This is a genomic window from Corynebacterium lizhenjunii (assembly GCF_011038655.2).
Lineage (GTDB): Bacteria > Actinomycetota > Actinomycetes > Mycobacteriales > Mycobacteriaceae > Corynebacterium > Corynebacterium lizhenjunii.
Genome location: NZ_CP064954.1, coordinates 803,772 through 822,424, shown reverse-complemented (window position 1 = coordinate 822,424; position 18,653 = coordinate 803,772). Strand labels below are relative to the sequence as shown.

Annotated in this window: 17 protein-coding genes; 10 read left to right on the top strand and 7 right to left on the bottom strand. The window is 61.3% G+C overall.

Features of this window, described 5'->3' with window-relative positions:
- Positions 1–10 precede the first annotated feature (10 nt).
- Positions 11–1,213 carry an acyl-CoA dehydrogenase family protein gene (locus G7Y31_RS03855; protein ID WP_165007789.1) on the bottom strand — a complete coding sequence of 401 codons (1,203 nt, stop codon included), beginning with the start codon at positions 1,211–1,213 and terminating at the stop codon, positions 11–13.
- 211 nt (positions 1,214–1,424) lie between these two features.
- Between G7Y31_RS03855 and G7Y31_RS03850 the strand changes: the two genes are divergently transcribed.
- The 6 genes from G7Y31_RS03850 (at position 1,425) to G7Y31_RS03825 (ending at position 9,607) form a co-directional block, all read left to right on the top strand.
- The gene (locus tag G7Y31_RS03850; protein WP_165007791.1) at positions 1,425–2,003 is read left to right on the top strand and encodes a TetR family transcriptional regulator C-terminal domain-containing protein; all 579 of its coding nucleotides are present in this window, start codon (positions 1,425–1,427) and stop codon (positions 2,001–2,003) included.
- 170 nt (positions 2,004–2,173) lie between these two features.
- Positions 2,174–3,904, top strand: coding sequence for an AMP-binding protein (locus tag G7Y31_RS03845; RefSeq protein WP_165007793.1), 1,731 nt, complete (start codon positions 2,174–2,176; stop codon positions 3,902–3,904).
- Positions 3,905–3,960: 56 nt separating this feature from the next.
- Complete coding sequence (locus G7Y31_RS03840; protein WP_244977432.1) at positions 3,961–4,497, top strand: MarR family winged helix-turn-helix transcriptional regulator; 537 nt, start codon at positions 3,961–3,963, stop codon at positions 4,495–4,497.
- Positions 4,498–4,723: 226 nt separating this feature from the next.
- Positions 4,724–6,580: a site-specific DNA-methyltransferase gene (locus G7Y31_RS03835; protein WP_165007795.1), complete on the top strand. Its 1,857-nt coding sequence runs from the start codon at positions 4,724–4,726 to the stop codon at positions 6,578–6,580.
- Positions 6,580–9,159: a DEAD/DEAH box helicase gene (locus tag G7Y31_RS03830; protein WP_165007797.1), complete on the top strand. Its 2,580-nt coding sequence runs from the start codon at positions 6,580–6,582 to the stop codon at positions 9,157–9,159. The genes G7Y31_RS03835 and G7Y31_RS03830 overlap by 1 nt, the downstream gene beginning before the upstream one ends.
- Positions 9,160–9,199: 40 nt before the next feature.
- On the top strand, positions 9,200–9,607 hold the full coding sequence (locus G7Y31_RS03825; protein WP_165007799.1) for a helix-turn-helix domain-containing protein: 408 nt from the start codon (positions 9,200–9,202) through the stop codon (positions 9,605–9,607).
- A gap of 62 nt (positions 9,608–9,669) precedes the next feature.
- Here the strand turns inward: G7Y31_RS03825 and G7Y31_RS03820 are convergent, their stop codons facing one another.
- From G7Y31_RS03820 to G7Y31_RS03805, 4 genes are all read right to left on the bottom strand, one after another.
- On the bottom strand, positions 9,670–10,431 hold the full coding sequence (locus G7Y31_RS03820; protein WP_165007801.1) for an enoyl-CoA hydratase: 762 nt from the start codon (positions 10,429–10,431) through the stop codon (positions 9,670–9,672).
- A 56-nt stretch (positions 10,432–10,487) separates the two neighbouring features.
- Positions 10,488–11,525: a 3-hydroxyisobutyryl-CoA hydrolase gene (locus tag G7Y31_RS03815; RefSeq protein ID WP_165007803.1), complete on the bottom strand. Its 1,038-nt coding sequence runs from the start codon at positions 11,523–11,525 to the stop codon at positions 10,488–10,490.
- Positions 11,526–11,527: 2 nt separating this feature from the next.
- The gene (locus tag G7Y31_RS03810) at positions 11,528–12,739 is read right to left on the bottom strand and encodes an acetyl-CoA C-acyltransferase (RefSeq protein ID WP_165007805.1); all 1,212 of its coding nucleotides are present in this window, start codon (positions 12,737–12,739) and stop codon (positions 11,528–11,530) included.
- 133 nt (positions 12,740–12,872) lie between these two features.
- A complete protein-coding gene (locus G7Y31_RS03805) occupies positions 12,873–13,742 on the bottom strand; it encodes a patatin-like phospholipase family protein (RefSeq protein ID WP_165007807.1) in 870 nt (289 codons plus the stop codon).
- A gap of 34 nt (positions 13,743–13,776) precedes the next feature.
- On the opposite strand from G7Y31_RS03805, the gene G7Y31_RS03800 reads away from it, so the two are divergent.
- The gene (locus G7Y31_RS03800; protein WP_165007809.1) at positions 13,777–14,142 is read left to right on the top strand and encodes a hypothetical protein; all 366 of its coding nucleotides are present in this window, start codon (positions 13,777–13,779) and stop codon (positions 14,140–14,142) included.
- 33 nt (positions 14,143–14,175) lie between these two features.
- Complete coding sequence (locus tag G7Y31_RS03795) at positions 14,176–14,721, top strand: gamma carbonic anhydrase family protein (protein ID WP_165007811.1); 546 nt, start codon at positions 14,176–14,178, stop codon at positions 14,719–14,721.
- On the opposite strand, the gene G7Y31_RS03790 is transcribed toward G7Y31_RS03795, so the two are convergent.
- Positions 14,718–15,383: a hypothetical protein gene (locus G7Y31_RS03790; RefSeq protein ID WP_165007813.1), complete on the bottom strand. Its 666-nt coding sequence runs from the start codon at positions 15,381–15,383 to the stop codon at positions 14,718–14,720. The two genes, G7Y31_RS03795 and G7Y31_RS03790, sit on opposite strands and share 4 nt — an antisense overlap.
- 108 nt (positions 15,384–15,491) lie before the next feature.
- Here G7Y31_RS03790 and G7Y31_RS03785 point away from each other — a divergent pair, with 108 nt between their 5' ends.
- The gene (locus tag G7Y31_RS03785) at positions 15,492–16,658 is read left to right on the top strand and encodes a DUF6882 domain-containing protein (RefSeq protein WP_165007815.1); all 1,167 of its coding nucleotides are present in this window, start codon (positions 15,492–15,494) and stop codon (positions 16,656–16,658) included.
- Between the two features lie 78 nt (positions 16,659–16,736).
- On the opposite strand, the gene G7Y31_RS03780 is transcribed toward G7Y31_RS03785, so the two are convergent.
- The gene (locus tag G7Y31_RS03780; RefSeq protein WP_165007817.1) at positions 16,737–17,795 is read right to left on the bottom strand and encodes a 3-hydroxyisobutyryl-CoA hydrolase; all 1,059 of its coding nucleotides are present in this window, start codon (positions 17,793–17,795) and stop codon (positions 16,737–16,739) included.
- A 44-nt stretch (positions 17,796–17,839) separates the two neighbouring features.
- On the opposite strand from G7Y31_RS03780, the gene G7Y31_RS03775 reads away from it, so the two are divergent.
- Positions 17,840–18,628, top strand: coding sequence for an HAD-IIB family hydrolase (locus G7Y31_RS03775; RefSeq protein ID WP_268896610.1), 789 nt, complete (start codon positions 17,840–17,842; stop codon positions 18,626–18,628).
- The last annotated feature ends 25 nt before the right edge of the window (positions 18,629–18,653 follow it).

Sequence of the window (18,653 nt, the reverse complement as noted above, 5' to 3'; positions counted from 1 at the left end):
AATGGTGGGACTAGACGAATGCGGAGACGCCAGTGACGGCGCGGCCTACGATGAGGGAATTGATGTCATAGGTGCCCTCGTAGGTGAAGAGGATTTCGGCGTCGGACATCATCTTGGACAGGTCGTACTCGGTGAGGATGCCGTTGCCACCGCCGATATTGCGGCCAGCTGCGGCAGACTCGCGCGCGAGGCGGGTGGTGGTGGCCTTAGCCAGAGCGGCAAAGGGCATTTCCAGGCGGCCTTCTTCTTGCACCCACGCGACCTGAGCCATCATGGTCAGCGACGCCGAGGCATTGCCCAGGATGCGCGCCAGTTGCTCCTGCACCAGCTGGAACTTGGCAATGGGCCGGCCGAATTGCTGGCGCGACACCGCGTACTCACGGGCCTTATCGAAGATGCCCAACTGCAGGCCAGCGCCTTGCCAGCCCACCCAGGCACGCGAGTAGCACAGGAAGTCATTGACGTTGGCAAAAGACTGCGCCCCCGGAATGGCGTTATCCAGCGGGATGACCACATTGTCAAAGTGGATGTCCGCGTTTTGCATAATGCGCAGGCCCATCTTGCGGGAGATCTTAGTGCGGGTAACGCCTTCGCGGTCGAGTTCCACAATGAAGGCCCGGATTTCGTTGTCCGTGGTGTCGCGGGCAAAGGTGATGGCGAAGTCCGCGAACGTGCCAGCGCCAATCCACCGCTTGGAGCCGTTGATAACCCAGCCGTCCTCAGTGCGCTGGGCTGTGGTGGCCAGGCCACCGGCAATGTCTGAGCCGTGGTCCGGCTCCGTCAAGGCGAAGCAGCCGACTTTTTCAAAGGTGCGCAGGCCTGGCAGCCAGGTGTCTTTTTGCTCCGGGGAGCCCAACTTGTCTATCAGTCCCACCACTAGCTCGTTGTGAATGCCCACCAGGGCAGATAGCGAGACATCGGCGCGGGTGACTTCCGCATAGACCAAGCCGCGGTACAGCCGGGAAGTACCAGAGAGCTCAATTTCACCCAGCCCGTGGGCTGCTAGTGCGGGAAGCAGGTCGAAGGGAAGCTCTTCACGGTCCCAGTACTCCCCCACTGCGGGGCGTATCTCAGTCTGGAGGAATTCGTGGATGGTTTGTAGTTTGCGTTGCTCCTCTGCGGGCAAGCGGTCTGCCACGCTTAGGATGTCAGCATGGGGGAAAACGATGCCCTCTAGGTGGGCGGCGTGCTGTGGAGGGAGGATGGGCGGCATGGGATGTCCTTTGTTCGGGCGGCGGCTGCGGCCACCGCGTAACAGTACGGTTATGGCCAATACTGTACAGTCAAGAACGCCCCCACAGCTACCCATTTGGGAAGGATTTTTTCCCTGACTATGATTTAAGCAGCTCACAGGCACCCCGCCGCACACCCAAAACACCCACCCCGCCGTCCCCAGCCCCCAACTGCAACCCCGGAGCCGCCGCATGCACCAGCCACTTACCCCACGCCAGCGCGAGCTATTCAACGCCATCCTCAACGACTTCCTCGCCGAGGGCTTTGAGAGCTTCACCATCGAAGGCGCCACCCGCCGCTACCACTGCTCCAAATCCACCATCTACGCGCTGGGCAACACCCGCGACGCCATCGTTCGCCGCGTCCTGGTCAGCTTCTTCAAGGAAGTCGCCCGGCGCACCAGCCCGCCAGAGGGCAAAGTCAGTTCCTACTCACGGGCCCTCGAGGACTATTTCCAGTCCATTACCAGCGCACTTACCCCGGCAAGCACCGCCTTTATGCGCGATCTAGCCACGGAGGACGTTGCCCAGGAAATCTACGCTGTCAACACCGCCGCAGCCGTCCACAACATTGCCACCTTTCTGGAGCGCGGCGTCCAGGCGGGCGAGTTCCGGGCGGAATCCACCGCGTTTGTCTCCCAGCTCATCCACCGCACCATGACGGATATTCAGCAGGGCCACTACGCCCACACTTTGCCCGCCGGGCAGGCGTACCACGCACTGGGACAGCTGGTTTTGCAGGGAATTTCCAAAAACTCCATCAAAAGCTAGCAATTAATTCGAATTGGAACTAAGGTAGCCAGCGAGGCAGATCACAAACAGCATTCCGCTGCGGCTGGCGCCATAGCACGGCCATAACACGGCCACAACAAGGCCATAACACAGCCACAGCACCGCCATACCATCGTCTGTCCGCGTTCCCTGTAGCGAAGGAGTCCTACATGACTACGGTTACCCAACAGTTCCAGCAAGCCCGCGACCAGCTGGTGTCCTACCAGACTGACTACGAGTCAGCCCGCGCCAACTTCGTCTGGCCCCGCTTTGAACACTTTAACTTTGCCCTGGACTGGTTTGACCACCTGGGCGCAGACCCCGCTTCCCGTGACCGGGAGGCCTTGGTCATCTGCGAGATTGATGGCTCCAGCACCCGCCGCACCTTCGCTGAGCTGTCCGCCCGCTCTTCCCAACTGGCCCACTGGCTTAGCCAGCAAGGCGTCAAACGCGGCGACCGTGTCATGCTCATGCTCAACAACCAGGTAGAGCTGTGGGAGTGCATGTTGGCCTGCATCAAGGCCGGCTTCGTGCTTAATCCCGCTACTGCCATGCTGGGCACGGCAGACCTGCAAGACCGCACTGAGCGCGCGGACATTTCTTGGGTGGTGGCCAACGCGGAAGACGCCGTGAAGTTCCAGGACGTCACTGGGGACTTCACCATGATCCAGGTCGGAGACGAGCCTAATGCCCAAGATGCCCACCCCACCTTGCGCTACTCAGATTCCTACGATGGCCCACAAGACTTCACTCCCACCCAGCCCACTGCGGCGGATGAAACCCTGTTGCTCTACTTCACCTCTGGCACTACCTCCAAGGCCAAGTTGGTGGAGCACACCCATACCTCCTACCCGGTGGGCCACCTGACCACCATGTATTGGATTGGCCTGGAGCCTGGCGATGTCCACCTTAACGTCGCCGCCCCCGGCTGGGCTAAGCACGCCTGGTCCAATTTCTTCGCCCCGTGGATTGCGGGTGCCACTGTCTTCCTCTACAACTATTCGCGCTTTGATGCCGCCGCGCTGATGGCGAAGATGGAAGAAGAGGGAGTAACCAGCTTCTGTGCCCCGCCTACCGTGTGGCGCATGCTGGTCCAAGCGGATCTGTCCAGCATGAAGACCCCGCCGCGCAAGCTGGTGGCCGCCGGCGAACCACTCAACCCGGAGCTCATTTCCACCATCGAGCGCGCCTGGAATACTTCCGTGCGCGATGGCTTTGGCCAAACGGAAACCACCTTGCAGGTAGCCAATACTCCCGGCCAGGTGGTCAAGCCTGGTTCCATGGGCCGCCCGCTGCCTGGCTTCGAGGTCGTGCTCAAGGATCCGGTCACGGGTGAGATTGGTGATAGCGGCGAGATCTGCCTGCGCACCGACCCCCGCCCGGTGGGCCTGACCAAGGGCTACTTTGGGGACCCGGAGAAAAACGCCGAGGTCTTCCGTGATGGTTTCTACCACACGGGCGATACCGCCGAGCGCGACGAAGACGGTTACATTTTCTACATTGGCCGCGCCGATGATGTCTTTAAGGCCTCCGATTACCGCCTCTCCCCCTTCGAGCTGGAGTCCGTGGTTATCGAGCACCCGGCGGTCGCCGAGGTCGCTGTGGTGCCCTCCCCGGATCCCATCCGCTTGGCTGTGCCCAAGGCCTATGTTGCCCTGGCGCCGGGCCATGAGCCCACCGCAGAGACTGCAGAGGACATCCTGCGGCATTGTCGCGACGGCTTGGCGCCGTACAAGCGCATCCGCCGCCTGGAGTTCTTCGAGCTGCCTAAGACGGTTTCCGGCAAGATTCGCCGCGTTGAGCTGCGCAAGCGCGAGACTGAGATCCATGCCGCTGACGGTGGGCAGACCTCTGCGTCTACCGAGTTCGCGGATACGGATTTCCCCTCTTTGAAGGGATAGTTCCCGGCGTATAAGGGTGAGGTAGTAAAACGGTTAGCAGCGAAAGGAGTCCCCCTGTGCCGTCGACCGCATCTACTGCCGTGCCCTCTGCCCCTGATCCACTGGCGGAAGCCCACCGTCAGTGGACCAACCATTTTTCTGCCGATGGCGCCGATGGCCTTGCCACAGTGACTTCCGCTGCGCACATTGCCCGGCTGCTGCGCCAGGGTGCCGAGGATGCCCTGGCGCCATACAACATCTCCTACGCCCATTTTGAGCTGCTTACTCTTGTGATGTGGTCCCGCAGCGGCGGCCTGCCCATGAATAAGATTTCTTCCCGGCTCCAGCTGCCCCCGGCGTCGCTGACGCACACGGTGGGCAAGTTGGAAAAGGCTGGCCTGGTGGCCCGGGTTCCTGATCCCAAGGACAAGCGCTCCCTCCTGGTGTGTATTACGGACCAGGGCATCGCCTTGGCTGCCGCTGCTGGCCCGGCCCTCAACGCCTTCTATGAGTCCCTGAGCCTGACCGCCGGCGAGCAAACCCAGCTGCAGCAGGTTGCCAAGAAGCTGCGCCAGCAGGCCGGCGAGTTAGCCAAGGACTCACCCTCCGCTTAGCTTGCCGATGCCCCCTCCCCTCACCGTTTGCCCCTTCAATGGTGTACTCGATAGTACTATTCACGCGTCGAGCCTAATCGTCCCGATGTAGTGGCCCTGATAAGCCATTTCCGGTGACAGATATTGTGACTTGTGCGCTTGCCCGGCCCAGGCGCCCAGCCTGAGGCACCAGAACCAATACAGTTTAAAGTGAGCCCCAGCCGATCAGAAAGAGAGGACACCGGTAATGGCGCAACAGCGACTCCAACTTACCTGGTACAACAAGGACAAAGCCCTGATCCCTACTGAGACCGGCAGATACGGGTACACGTGGGTCGATCCCTCCGATCCCCGTTACTGCGAAACCCATACCCTCATTTACGACGATTTCGTACAAGGTGCGCAAGCACCCAAGTCGGATGAGTTTGAGTACTCCGAACGAGCAGACCATGAGCCCCAAGACGATAACCTGCTTATCCTCGGTGAATCAGGAGATGTTCTCGAAGCCTTGACGCGCGTGCCAGAACTGGCTGAGAAGTACGTCGGCAAGGTCAAGGTCATCTACATCGATCCCCCTTTCAACACCGCGCAGACCTTTGCCAGCTATGAAGACAACCTCGAGCACTCCATATGGTTGACCATGATGCGCGACCGCCTGCTGCACCTGAAGAAACTGCTTGACGACGACGGCTCGATCTGGGTGCACCTTGATGACGTGGAAATCCACCGGATGCGCATCCTGCTTGACGAAATATTCGGTGCGGTCAATTTTGTCTCTTTGCTCTCTTGGGAGAAAGTAGCCGGACGGGATAATCGTTCCGTGATGTCTAAGACTTGTGACTTTATCTTGGTCTACGCTAAGTCGGCATCCAGCTTTAAGAACATGCGCAATCTACTTCCACGAAGTGCTGCGAAGACCGCATCAGCCTATGCGAATCCCGATGACGATCCCCGAGGACCATGGACATCGGGAGATTTCACGGCACAATTCAACCCCGCTGAAAACCCGCGGTATTCCCAGCGTTATACCTTGGTGACGCCAAAAGGAAGGACTTTCGAACCTCCCTCGGGAAGCTGTTGGCGGTACACCAAGGATCGCTATGAGGAACTGCTCGCTGACAATCGTGTCTGGTTCGGTGAAGACGGAGACAATATTCCACGGCTTAAGCGCTTCCTTTCGGAAGTCCAGGACGGGCTCGTCCCAAAGACACTCTGGTCTCACGTTGAGGTTGGTCACAACGACTTGGGGAAGAAGGAGATTCAATCTCTCTTCCCGGAGGAAACGCCTTTCTCCACTCCCAAGCCAGAGCGTTTGCTGGAGCGCATCATCCACATCGGCTCTAACCCCGGCGATATCATTCTCGACGTATTCGCAGGTTCCGGCACAACCGCTGCTGCGGCACAGAAGATGGGACGTCGATGGGTGACGTGCGAGCTGCTGGAGTCCACCTTCAAAACGTTTACTCGGCCGCGCCTAGAAAAAGTCATCAATAATCAAGACTCTGGTGGAATCACGCGCACGAAGGGCGAGCGGGTTGATGCAACTGTGGAGGGACTGCCTGACGGCGTTTCGCCTGATGATGCAGCAAAGTTCACGTCGGTTTTGAACAAGCTGATTGCTGATGATCCGGAGGCAAAGTTAGATCCACGTGTGAAGGCGCTGAAGGCCGCTGCGAAGACCAGGCGCACCAAGGAAGTGGTGAATTGGCGTGGTGGTGGCGGTTTCCAGGTTGCGCATCTATCCCCAGCGTGCTTCGACTACGACCCGGCTCTTGATCGGGTGATGCTGACTCCGGAGGCAACTGGCGAGGTGCTTGTGGCGTCGGTGGCCGCTAACCTCGGTTTCTCGCTCCTGCACCCCGACGATGGCATTGTGTTTGACGGTCGGCGGGGCAATTCCCTGCTGAAGGTCATGGAGGGCGTGGCAACGATAAAAGAGGTCGACCGTCTAGTGGAGCAGATCCAGCCAGGTGAAACGGTTGTGTTGGCAGCTACTGTAGTGCTAGATGGCGTGCGGGAGCATATGCGTCGCGCCTGTAAGGGGTCGAGAGTGGTGGCGATCCCGGATGATATTTTCCGCTACACGCAAGGTGGTGAACTCTAATGGCGAAGCGATTAAGCATCAGCTTCGACTCGGACTTGCTAGAAGCGATCAGCTCAGACTTCGATCTACGTGCCCCTAACAAAGAAGCTCTCCGCCAGCTTGTATTCACCCTCGACGGCGACTATGACCCGAAGATGCAACAGGTTCTCAACCTTGCTACGGGAGTGGGGAAGACTTATTTGATGGCCGCGTTCGTGGAGTATCTACGCCGTCAAGGGGTGGGCAACGTGGTCATCGTAACCCCGGGAAAGACGGTACAAGCCAAGACGGTACAGAACTTTTCGCCCGGTTCACCGCGGTTCATCACGGGTTCGCCGTTACCGCCTGAGGTAGTGACACCGCAGGATTACTCGGCGTGGATTGCCCGTACCAACGGTGCCGCGATGTTGTCTTTTGGCCGTGAAGTGCCCATGCTCGCGTTTATTTTCAACATCCAACAGCTCATTGCCCCGAAATCCGTCGAGGGCGACACCCTCGGCGCTACAAAGGATTCAATCCGCCGTAAACCGCGTCGCTTCGACGAGAACGCTGGAGTGTTGTTCGACTACCTTAAAGACCTGGATGACCTGGTGGTGATAGCCGATGAGTCCCACCTATATGGCTCCAATGCGGTGTCGTTTAACGCAGCACTCCGAGAACTGGATCCAGCAGTATCCATTGGTCTAACTGCGTCTGTGGATAAGAAGACCGATCATGTGATCTACGAGTACCCACTCTATCGTGCGATTCAGGACAAGTTCGTCAAGGCTCCAGTACTGGCATTCCGTAAGAGCGGCTACGGAACCGACATGGCGTCTGAAGAGCAGCAGCTCCGTGATGCGTTACGGCTGCGCGAAATCAAGCAGACGTACTACGACTCCTATGCTTCGAACCAGAGCCACACCCGTATAAACGCCGTATTATTCGTGGTTTGCTCGGACGTCGACCATGCGACCCAAATCGCCGATTTGCTGCGGACTCCCGAGTTTTTCGGTAAGGACTCGGCGGTGTTGCAGGTGGATTCCAAGCATGAGGACGATACAACGCAGAAGCTGCTCGAGTGTCTCGACCAACCTGAGTCTCCTGTGCTTGCAGTGGTGAGTGTGAACAAGCTCAAGGAAGGCTGGGATGTCAAGAACATCGCAGTCGTTGTAACACTACGCGCCATGGCATCTGAGGTCCTGACTCAGCAGACGATGGGTCGTGGTCTTCGTTTGCCGTTCGGGAAGTACACCGGGATCGGGCAGATTGACCAGCTCGACATTATTGCTCACCAGTCCTTCACTGAGCTGCTTGCGGCCGAAAACGTGCTCCAGCAGTTCGGTCTGGAGGAAGCTGTCAAAGAAAAAGACAAGAAGCAGGTGGAAAAAGCTATCCGGACCGCCGCAGAACATGGCTCCAATTCTCCGGAAACTAGGACTACTCCACTGGCGACGGGTGAACATGCCTTTACCCGTCAGCCTGAGGTTGGGAATGGTGAACCCACCCCCGGGCTGCCGACAATTGGGGACGGCACGGATGGCGGCGTGGCTTTGCCTCGGGCTGGTGTCCGGACGATTGATGACGAGCTTCCAGCAGAAGACAACGTGCCAGCGCTTGAGGTCGTGATCGTGAAGCGCAACCCAACCTTTTCGACCGTAGACTATACCTTCCCGACCAGTACGATCGAAGTCCAACAGCCGCCGATAGATTTGTCCGAGATCGATGACTTTGAATTAGAGAAGGCGGCTCGCAAGGTCACTTCGACCGGTGACGTACTACTCCGCAAGGAAATCATCGCGGCACTCGGCAAGAATCTACGCACGGAGGATCGTGAAAGCGCTGAGGTCGACTCGGTTCAGGTTGATGATGCGGGTGCTAAGGACACCCTGGTGCGGCTTGTGATGAACATCAGCTTGGTGCCCAAGACCAGTGGCACGGCACGTTATGTCGAGACCTTCCTGGTGCCGAAGTTCATGTCAATGGTCACCTTCTCGGGCTGGACCATGAAGTCATTGGACTCAGCTCGAAACCAACTGCAACAGCTCATTCATGATTACGTCGACAAAACGCTGCGTTCTACTCGCGAGGTTGCGAAAGTCTATCCCAAAGTAATGAGGATCGAGGATTATAGCCTGCCGCTCGGAGAGACTGTCCATGTTCAAGTGGAAGACCGTGCTGATTTCGTGGCGCGGCGTACTTACGGTGGCTGGTTCAAGTCCCTCATGGAGTCCGAGTCATTCGACTCCTACAGTGGAGAGTACGTATTGGCGAAACTCCTTAACACTTCGCCCAGCATCGTGTGGTGGCATCGTCTGCACCCACAGGCAGGTGCATTCGTGCACTATAACTCGATGGACCGCTACTTCCCAGACTTCGTCGCCCTCGACACTGACGGCGTCCACTGGATCATCGAGGGCAAAGACGAGCGTGGCCGCGACGATGTACGAGTCCAAGCAAAGCGCAAAGCCGCCGAATCACTAGTTCGCCGCCTCGCCGCCGAAGAAGCATTTGTCGGACAGAAGTGGGGTTATCTAATCGCGTATGAGCAAGACACAGCACGAGCTGACACCTGGGAAGATCTAAAATCATTCGCACAGCCAGTCAGCAATGCTCTGTGACCTCGAGACGGCCAGAAAACACCACCGTAGTCCGGGTCCGGTGGGCATCTCTTCGAGGTTTCTGGGCATTGGCGCAGGCCCGCTAGCTTGGCGCGAAGCTAGCGTCGCTGCAATCGTCGCAGAACGAAAAGGGCTCATAGGAGCCCATTCGCTGGCATTCGATTCGTGTGGAGCTGTAGAAAGAGCCGCTGCCCTCCTGGGCAAGCAAGGGCTCGCCGGCGCCGTATCCGGCCTTGATAGCGCGATTAAGACGATTAAAAACGGCGAAGAGGTCTTTACCGAGCTAGAAACCGCGCACTTCAACATTCCGCGGGCTGCGAAGAACCTGGGTGTCCATCCAAATACGGTGCGCAACCGCATGGAGGAGCTGGACAACGCAGTGGACTTTCAGCACGCGGATCTGGTCTTGTGGGCGCTGTGGCGCAGGCTTGCCGTTCGGGAACTCTAGCGCGGGTAAGCCCAGTGCGCCGGGCTGCCCCGCTGGGGAAAGTGCAGTGACAAGCCAAGCCTCTAGCAGTGCTTAAACTGCGGGTCGCGCTTCTGGGTGAAGGCCTCCATGCCTTCCTTCTGGTCCGCGGAGGCAAACAGGGCGTGGAAGGTGCGGCGCTCAAAGGCCAGGCCTTGGGACAGGCTGGTCTCCGCCACGGCGTTAATCTGCTCCTTGATCAGGGAGGTGGCCACGAAGGACTTGTTGGCGATGGAGGTGGCGGTGGCCAAGGCGGCATCGGCAAGCTCATCGGCGGGCACCACCTGGGCCACTAGCCCGGCGCGCTCTGCTTCTTGTGCATCCATCATGCGGCCGGTTAGGCACATCTCCATGGCCTTGGCCTTGCCGATAGCCCGCGTAAGCCGCTGCGAACCACCCATGCCGGGGCTGACCCCCAGGTTGACCTCGGGCTGGCCAAACTTGGCTTTGTCACCTGCGATAATGAAGTCGCACATCATGGCCAGCTCGCAGCCGCCACCTAGCGCATAGCCATTGACCGCGGCAATAATCGGCGTGCGTGCCCGCAGCAAGCTATCCCAGCCCGCAAACCAATCTTGCAGGTACATCTCCGTGGCGGATTTCTCAGCCATCTCCTTGATGTCTGCACCTGCCGCAAAGGCCTTCTGGGAGCCGGTGATGATGATGCACCCAATGCCCGGGTCAGCGTCAAAACGCGCGACAGCCTCGGTGACTTCTTCCATGGTGGCAGCGTTGAGCGCATTGAGGGCCTCGGGGCGGTTGAGGGTAATGGTGGCCACGCGGCCGGTGGTCTCCGTGATGATCATTGAGTATGTCCTCCTGTGGTTAATCCTGGTCCCTAGGGTGAGACCGGGGTCTGTGGTTAGTCTGCAAAGTGCGGGGGCTCAAAGCCGTCGAGCGGGGCAAAGATGGCCTCTACCACCTCCGCGGGCACGGTGTCCACGCTGGCGTAGCTCCACTGCGGGTTGCGGTCTTTGTCGATGATTTGGGCCCGGATGCCCTCCGCAAACTCGGGGTGGCGCTGCATATTCAGCGACATCCAGAACTCGCGCTCCAGCCCCTGCGCCAGGGTGGCCGGCGGGTTATCCAGCGCATACTGGGTCACGGCCAGCCCCAGCGGGGAGTGCCGGCGAATGGCCTTGGCTGCCTTGGCCGCCCACTCAGACTCGCTTGCCTCTAGGCGCTGCAGGGTCTCCCCCACAGTTGCGGCAGCATAGATGTCCACCATCTCCGCCCGGTCAGCGCCAAAAGCAGGCCCGCAGTCGGCGCTAAACTTGCCGATGCCCCCTGCCTCCCCCGTGCCTGCCAAGTACTCCACCAGGCCGTCAAGCTGGTCTTGGGGCACGTAGTAGTCCGCAAAGCCGGTATCGATGGCCTCTGCCGCGCCCACATGGGCGGCGGTGTAGGCCAGGTGGCGGCCCAGGCGGTCGGGCACGGCTGCCAGCAGGTAGGAGCCGCCGGCATCGGGAGAATAGCCAATGCCCACCTCGGGCATGCCAATGCGGGAGTCATCCGTGACCACCCGGTGGGAGGCGTGGGCGGAAACGCCGATGCCCCCGCCGAGGACGATGCCGTTCATTATCGCCACGTAGGGCTTGGGGTAGACGGAAATGTAGTGGTCGAGCTCGTACTCTTCCTTCCAGAAGGTTGCGCCCGCAGTCCCGCCGTCCAGGGCGTCCTGGTAGAGCGTGGCAATATCGCCGCCAGCGCACAGACCACGCTCGCCGGCGCCGCGCAGGATGACCAGCTCAACGGCGGGGTCTTCCGCCCAGGCACGCAGTTGGGAGTGCAGTTGGCGGATCATCTCCAGATTCAAGGCGTTGAGCGCCTTGGGCCGGTTGAGGGTGAGGATGCCGACGCGTCCGCGGACTTCTGCGAGTACGAGTGAGTTCTCAGTCATGGTTATACCTCCAGTAGTAGTGCTTCGCCTTGTCCGCCGCCGCCGCACAGGGCCACGCCGGCCTTGGCGGCCTTACCTGCGGCGATCTGGTGGGCGGCGTGGACCACCAGCCGCGCCCCGGAAGCACCGATGGGGTGGCCCAGGGCAATTGCGCCGCCGTGCGGGTTAATGCTGTCTGGGTCCAGGCCCAGCTCGCGGGCGGAGTGGACCACTACGGCGGCAAAGGCCTCATTGATTTCCACGTGGTCCAAGTCGCCGGCCTGCCAGCCTTGGCGGGCCAGGGCAGCATGCAGGGCTTGGGCGGGTTGGGCCTGCAAGGAGGCATCGGGGCCCGCGACTTGGCCAGGGGCACGCAGGGTGGCAAGGATATCCAGCCCCTGGGCTTCGGCGTGCTCCCGGGTGCACAACACCACGGCGGCAGCGCCGTCGGTAATCGGCGAGGAATTGCCCGCGGTAATCGAACCATCCCGCTCGAAGGCCGGGCGCAGCCCGGACAAGGACTCCACGCTGACACCTTCACGGATGCCTTCATCAGCATCCACGGTTACTTCCCCGGCGCGACTGCCCACCACAATGGGGACAATCTCTGCGCTGAAGGTGCCGTCGCGGGTGGCCGCCAGGGCGCGCTGGTGGGACAAAGCGGCGCAGTGGTCTTGTTCTTCGCGGGTAACTGGGTAGCGCTGCGCGTAGCGCTCAGATAGCGAACCCATGGAAATCCCCAGATCCGCTGCCCGCAGGCCATCGTGTTCCATGTGATCTAGGGTGTTCAGGCTGCCAAACTTCTTCCCCGCGCGGGTGCCGGGCAGCAGGTGCGGGGCCTGGGACATGGACTCCATGCCGGCGGCGACAACCACGGTGGCTTCCCCGGCGCGCAGCAGACGGGCGGCATCGATAATGGCAGTCAGCCCCGACAGGCACACTTTGTTTACGGTCGAGGTGTGCGCGCGCGGGGAGATCCCGGCTGCCAGGGCGGCCTGCTTGGCGGGGTTTTGGCCCACCCCGGCCTGGAGGACTTCCCCGCAATAGACGGCGTCGACATCCGCGCCGTCTATACCGGCCTGGCTCAGGGCACCGCGGATGGCGTAGCTGCCCAGCTCCGGGGCAGAAAGGGTGGAAAGCTTTCCCAGCAATTTGCCAAACGGAGTGCGCGCGGCACCCACGATGACAATATCGGTGGCCGCGCGGGCGGCGGTAGCGGCAGAAGGAGTTGTCATGATTGGTGGTCCTTTACGGGGCATCGGAAATCTAGCTGTACGCAATCTAGCTGTACGCAATCTAGCTGTACGCAGATAGCTCAAATCGTACAGTTAAAGTGTGCTCCGCGCCACCGCCGCCACCAAAGTGGTGCTAGCCCTGCAAAAACTCCTCCCAGCGCGGCCACTCGGCATACATCTGCGACGCCCCTGCAGCGTAGTTAGCCCGCAGCTTCTCCACATTCCGCTCCGTGGAGTTGACCTGCATATCCTCCGGGAAGAACAACAGTGCCTTCCCCTGCGCCTCCAGCTCCAACAAGCGCTGCTTAGCGGCGTTGTAGCGCGCCGGACGGTCAATCAGCGCCTGCGCCACCGCGGGGGTACGCCGGAAGATCCTGCGCACCGCGGCCTCATTATGCAGCTCCGGGCGCACATAACCGCGCGGCTTGGTGCCCACAAAGAGGAACTTCTCATAGCCCGCACGCTCAGCAGCCTCAATCAACAGCCCGCCAGACTCCCCCAGGGCGCCATCCACATAGGGCACGCCGTCGATAAACCGCGTGGGCATAATCAACGGCAGGGTCGATGACGCCCGCACAAAGGCATTCAAATCCGCCTCGCTGACCATGTCTTCGCGCCTAAAGTACACCGACTCCCCCGTATCCGCCCGGGTGGCCGCGAGTTCCACCTGCGCCGGGTGCGCGCTAAATGCTTCGAAGTCGAAGGGCAAGTCCTTATCGCTGGCGCGCTCGTAGATAAATTCCGCATTGAAATACCCCTGGCCACGCAAGAAGGAGGACACCCCACCAAAGCTGGGATTATTAGCAAAGTCCACAAAGCACTCCTGGGCGCGCCAGGCGTCCCCGGAGGCATAATTGACCGCATGGCTGGCCCCGGCGGATACCCCACCAACCCACCCCACCTGCACGCCATGTTCAATCAGCGCGCCCACACACGGGGCGGTATAGGAGTTGCGCATCCCGCCGCCTTCAAAAATCAGGGCAATATCCTTAGCAACAATCACGCGCTCCCATAGTACCCGCGTCTAGGATGTGCCCATGAGCTTGTTTTCGCGTACCCCGCGCCTGGCCAGCACCGCGCGTTCCCGCAAGGAGCAGCCGGTGGCACACTTAGCGGTCCACCCCGCCGGGGAGATGATCATAATCGTCACCTCCCCCGATGGCGCCCAGGCTCTGCGCACCCATGCCGCCGCCGGCCAGGCCATCACACTGACCCACGGCAGCACCCGGGTGCACCTGACCCCCCAAAAGCGCGCGGACATCCCCGTGCACAGCCCCACTAGCGGGTGGATCATCGCACTGACCCCCGCCGAACAACGCCAGCTAGCCACCCTGCCGGATAGCGGCGACGCCCAGCTGTCTTCCCGCCTGGCCGTGTCCGTTGAAGCCCCGGCCACCAATTAGAAACCCCCGCAACCAGAACCCCAAGGAGCCCCCATGTTGATCCTCCCCTACCGTGGCGTCCGTCCGCGCATTCACCGCAGCGCTTACATTGCCCCGAACGCCACCATCATCGGCGATGTGGAAATTGGCCCTGACTCCTCTATCTTCTACGGCTGCGTACTGCGCGGGGACGTCGGGGCCATCCGCATTGGAGCGCGCACAAATGTCCAGGACAATAGTGTGATCCACGTGGAGGCACACACCCCCTGCATCTTGGGCGATGACGTGACCATAGGCCACATGGCCATGCTGCATGGCACCCACATCGAGTCCGGGAGCCTAATCGGCATGCACGCCACGGTGCTCTCCCGCTCCCACATTGGCCCCGGCAGCCTGATTGCCGGTGGCGCCGTGGTGCTCGAGGGCCAGAAAATCCCCGCCCGCAGCCTGGCCGCCGGGGTGCCGGCCAAGGTGCGCCGCCAGCTCAGCGAGGAAGAATCTGCCGCCTTTATCCCCCACGCTGCCCGCTATGTTGGCTATGCCTCCCACCAAGCACAGCTTGCCAGTGCCCTCTCCCTGGACGACGTCCGCTTCGACTAGGCCGCCCGGGCGACGATGACCGCGCCCATGATGATCAGGAATACCGCCACCACGTAGCCGCCCACCAGGGACACGGTGGCGGAGTTCGTGCGCGCCCAGCTAAATGCCCGCCCGGCCCAGGAGTCCGGCATGGCGCGCACCACCCCAATAAACACCGCGCACACCGTGGGCAAGGAGAGCGCAAAAGTGGCATAGAAGAATAGCCCCCCGTAGGTCACCAGCGGGGTAAAGTCCCCGGCCACCAGGTACATCAGGCCCATATAAAACGGCACAGACGTCAAAGACTGCACCACGCCTAGAACGTAGCCCAGCACCACAGTGCGGGCAGAGGCCTGGCGCAGCGGGCCTAAAAGCTTATCCACCATGGCGTTGGGTTGGCCTTTGGAGCGCCAGGCCAAGACCGCCAGCCCCACCCCCACTGCCACCAGAGTCCACCCGGCTACTGGGGATTCCAGGGCCGCCATGACGTGCTCGCGAATACCCACAAACAAAAACGTCACCACGAGCGCCGCGCTGAGTACGCCCAGCCAATCCCCGGCAATAAGCCGTGTGGCTACCCGCCGGTATTGCCCCTGCGGCAGCATAATGCCAATAGCCACGAGCACGCCGATGAGCAGGGCGTTGACAGAATCAGCAAAGGCATTGAGCACGGCAGCGAACATGCGGGCCATGTTACCGCGCTAAGATAAGCGGTGCTGCGGGGGCTCCCCGCGTTGTTGATCCGCAAAGAAGCCTGCGTGCTTCCACACCGCAAGGAGGCCCCTGACTCCATGTCTGTTGCTCCGCCGCGCACCCTCAACGATGTGGTCAGTGATGGCCTCTTCATCGCCGCCGCCCAAGATGTTGCCTTTGAGCAGGCCATGGGGTTTATCCAGCATGTGGAATATGACTTTGGCACTGCGGTGGCGGCCGGCATTGCCGATGCCCCCGTAGGCGTCCGGCTAACCACCGCCACCGGGACCCACCGCCTGCCCGCCCGGCGTTTGGCCACCGTGCATGCTGGCCGGTGGACATGGGCAACCAACCTGACTGCCTCTTTGGCCATCCCCGAGTTGCACGGCACGTGGCCGTACCGTTCCGCGTTGGTGGCAGCAGCCCGCACCCTTGCCGCCGGTGCGCCGCTTCTTTTCGCAGAGCGCGCCGGTGGGCACGAGGTAGTGGCCCTCGATTTCAAGGGCCACGGCGTTCCCATCTCCCACGCCCTTACCCGGGCACTAGCCATGTCCACCCCCATGGTGGATGAGCGCCGTGCCGCTGCGACCTATGGGCACATCCCCGGGGCGGTCTTTAGCGGCACACAGTTATACAGCTGGCAGCCCGATCACCTGGGCACCTCACCCACCTTGGAAGAAATCCGCGCCGATGCCCACTACATGGCCATCGAGCAACGCCTGTGGTGGGACGCCAACTTTGCCACCAGCAGCGTTAACTTACGCCGCGAATCCCCCACCGCCAGTATTTCTCCCGGCCGCGTATCCACTGGCAGCGCCTCCGCTGGCGCATCCTCCGGCGGCGGATTCTCCGGCCATGGTACGTTTACGGCCGCCGCCTTTGTGCTGGCGCTGATCAATTCGCGGGCCGGGACCTGGCGCTGGGGCTGGGCGGAGCCTGAGTGGATGGCGCTGCACGAGGGAACGGGCAATGTCCGCCGCTTCGGCGCCGACCACGGCCTCGCCCTGCTGCTGCGCCCAGAACTGCCGCTGAAGCAGGCCCAAGAGCAGCAGCTGGCACAGGTGGCCATGCCAATTTTGAGCCTGTGGACGCTGCGCGAAGTCCCGCTGGATGCCTCCACCAGTGCGCTGGTCTTTCTCGATGCCCCACAGCTGCGGCTTCCGCCGCTGCGCCCGGAGATTCGCGATGCCGTCCTCGCCCACCCCGCACCCGGCCTGGACGCAGACCGGGCCCGGGCGGCGTACCTGCGCCTGCGCCAAACTTAGTGTGGACCGGCTAGCCGGACCCGGCCAGCCCTGGCCAACAACACAGCCCAGCTGGGCTGCACAGCTAGCCAGACCCGGCTAGCTGTCCCCGGCAATCACCCGGGCATATGTGGCGCCATCGACGGCCTCCACGCTATCCGGGGTGAACTGGGCGTCTTTGGTCTTATCCACCAGCACCGCGCGCACGCCTTCGACAAAATTGGGCTCCCGCAGCATCACGTGGCTTAGCCGCGCCTCTGCCTCCAAGGCGGTGCGCACGTCCGGCGCGGTGGCGGAATATTCATACAGTGCCAAAGCCGCCACAATGGAGGCCGGGCTTGCCTGCGCGGTTAGCTCATCAACAAGCTCACGCAGCTGAGGCGAACACGCCGCCAGAATCTCCGGCCACGTGGAGTGGCTAAACGCCGCCTCAATGTCAGCAGCCAGCTCTGCCAGCGGGGCGGACTCTGCTGTGCTGGTGGCAGCGGCATCGGCAGTTTCAGCACCGGCAGTTTCGGCATCGGCAGCATCAATGCCCTGCTCAATGACGGCCTGGATGTAGGCCTGCGCATCCTCCACCATGCCCGTGGCCACCCCGGTATAGAGCAGGTCCGCGGCATACATGCGGTAGCCGGTGATCCCCCAGAATTTTGCCAGTGCCGGGCTCATGACCTGCTGGGACATGTACGCCATTCCCACATCAGTGAAGTAGCCAATGGCCATCTCTGGCATGGACGCAAAGGCATTCGCGGTGACCACCCGGTGGCTGCCGTGCGCGGAAATCCCCAGGCCCCCGCCCATGGCCACGCCATCAATGACGGAAATGTACGGCTTGGGGTATTCCGCAATATAGGCGTTGAGCTCGTACTCTGCGCCGAAGAACGCGTCGACTTCCTTTCCCTTGTCTGCCAAGAGCAGGTCGCGGGCGTGGCGCACATCGCCACCGGCGCAAAAGGCCTTGGGGTGGCCCGAATAGAGCAGCACCTGGTCAATGTCTGGATCATTCTCCCAGTCGCGCAGGGCCTGGGTGATAATCGCGATCATCTCCGGGTTCAGCGAGTTCAAGGCGCGGGGTCGGTTCAGTTCCAGCAATCCGGTACGGTGGTTTACAGACCGCAGCACTGGCGCATCTGTTTGTTCTTGCGTATTCACAGTCATAGACACCAGTGTTACACATCACAGACGATTTTTCGAGGATTTCCGTGGATTTTTTGCCGCAACTCATCGCCCTGGACATGGATGGCACCCTGTTGGACGGCAACGGGCAGCTGCCGGAGCAGTTTGCCGATGTCGCCTCCCGCGCCACCGCCGCCGGGGTCACCCTGGCCCCGGCCTCCGGCCGGCAATTGGCCACCTTGCAGCGCATGTTCCCCGAGTCTTCGACGTTCCTGGCCGAAAACGGCACGGTAGTAATGTATGAAGGCCGCATTGTAGAAACCACCGCCATTGCTGCCGCAGACTACCAAGCAATCCTCGACGCCGCTGGCACCTTAGACGTCGCCCATACCGTCCTGGCGTGTACCCCGCACACGGCTTTTGTCCGGCCGGATCAACTAGACTTGGCCGCAGTCGAGGTATCCAAGTACTACGCCAGTGTTACTCCCGTGGATGACCTGCGCACCATTGACGAGCCGATTATTAAAGTCGCTGTCCACTGCGCCGCCGGCGCCGAGGAGCACCTCTACCCCACGTTCCTTAACGCCGTTGGAGACCTCAACGTCGCCGTGTCCGGCGCAGTGTGGATGGATGTGATGTCCCCACTGGGCAACAAGGGGCGCGGGTTAGCCACCCTCGCTGCAGCCGCCGGGGTAGAACTATCGCGCACCGCCGCCTTTGGCGACTTCCTCAATGACTACGAGCTCCTCCACACCGCCGGTACCGCCGTCGCCATGGCCAACGCCCACCCGCGCCTTAAGGAAATCGCCGATCTCATCGCCCCACCCAACACCGAACACGGCGTTATCCAGGTCCTAGACCAATGGTTGCCGTAGCTTCGCCCAACGGTTAAAGCACCCA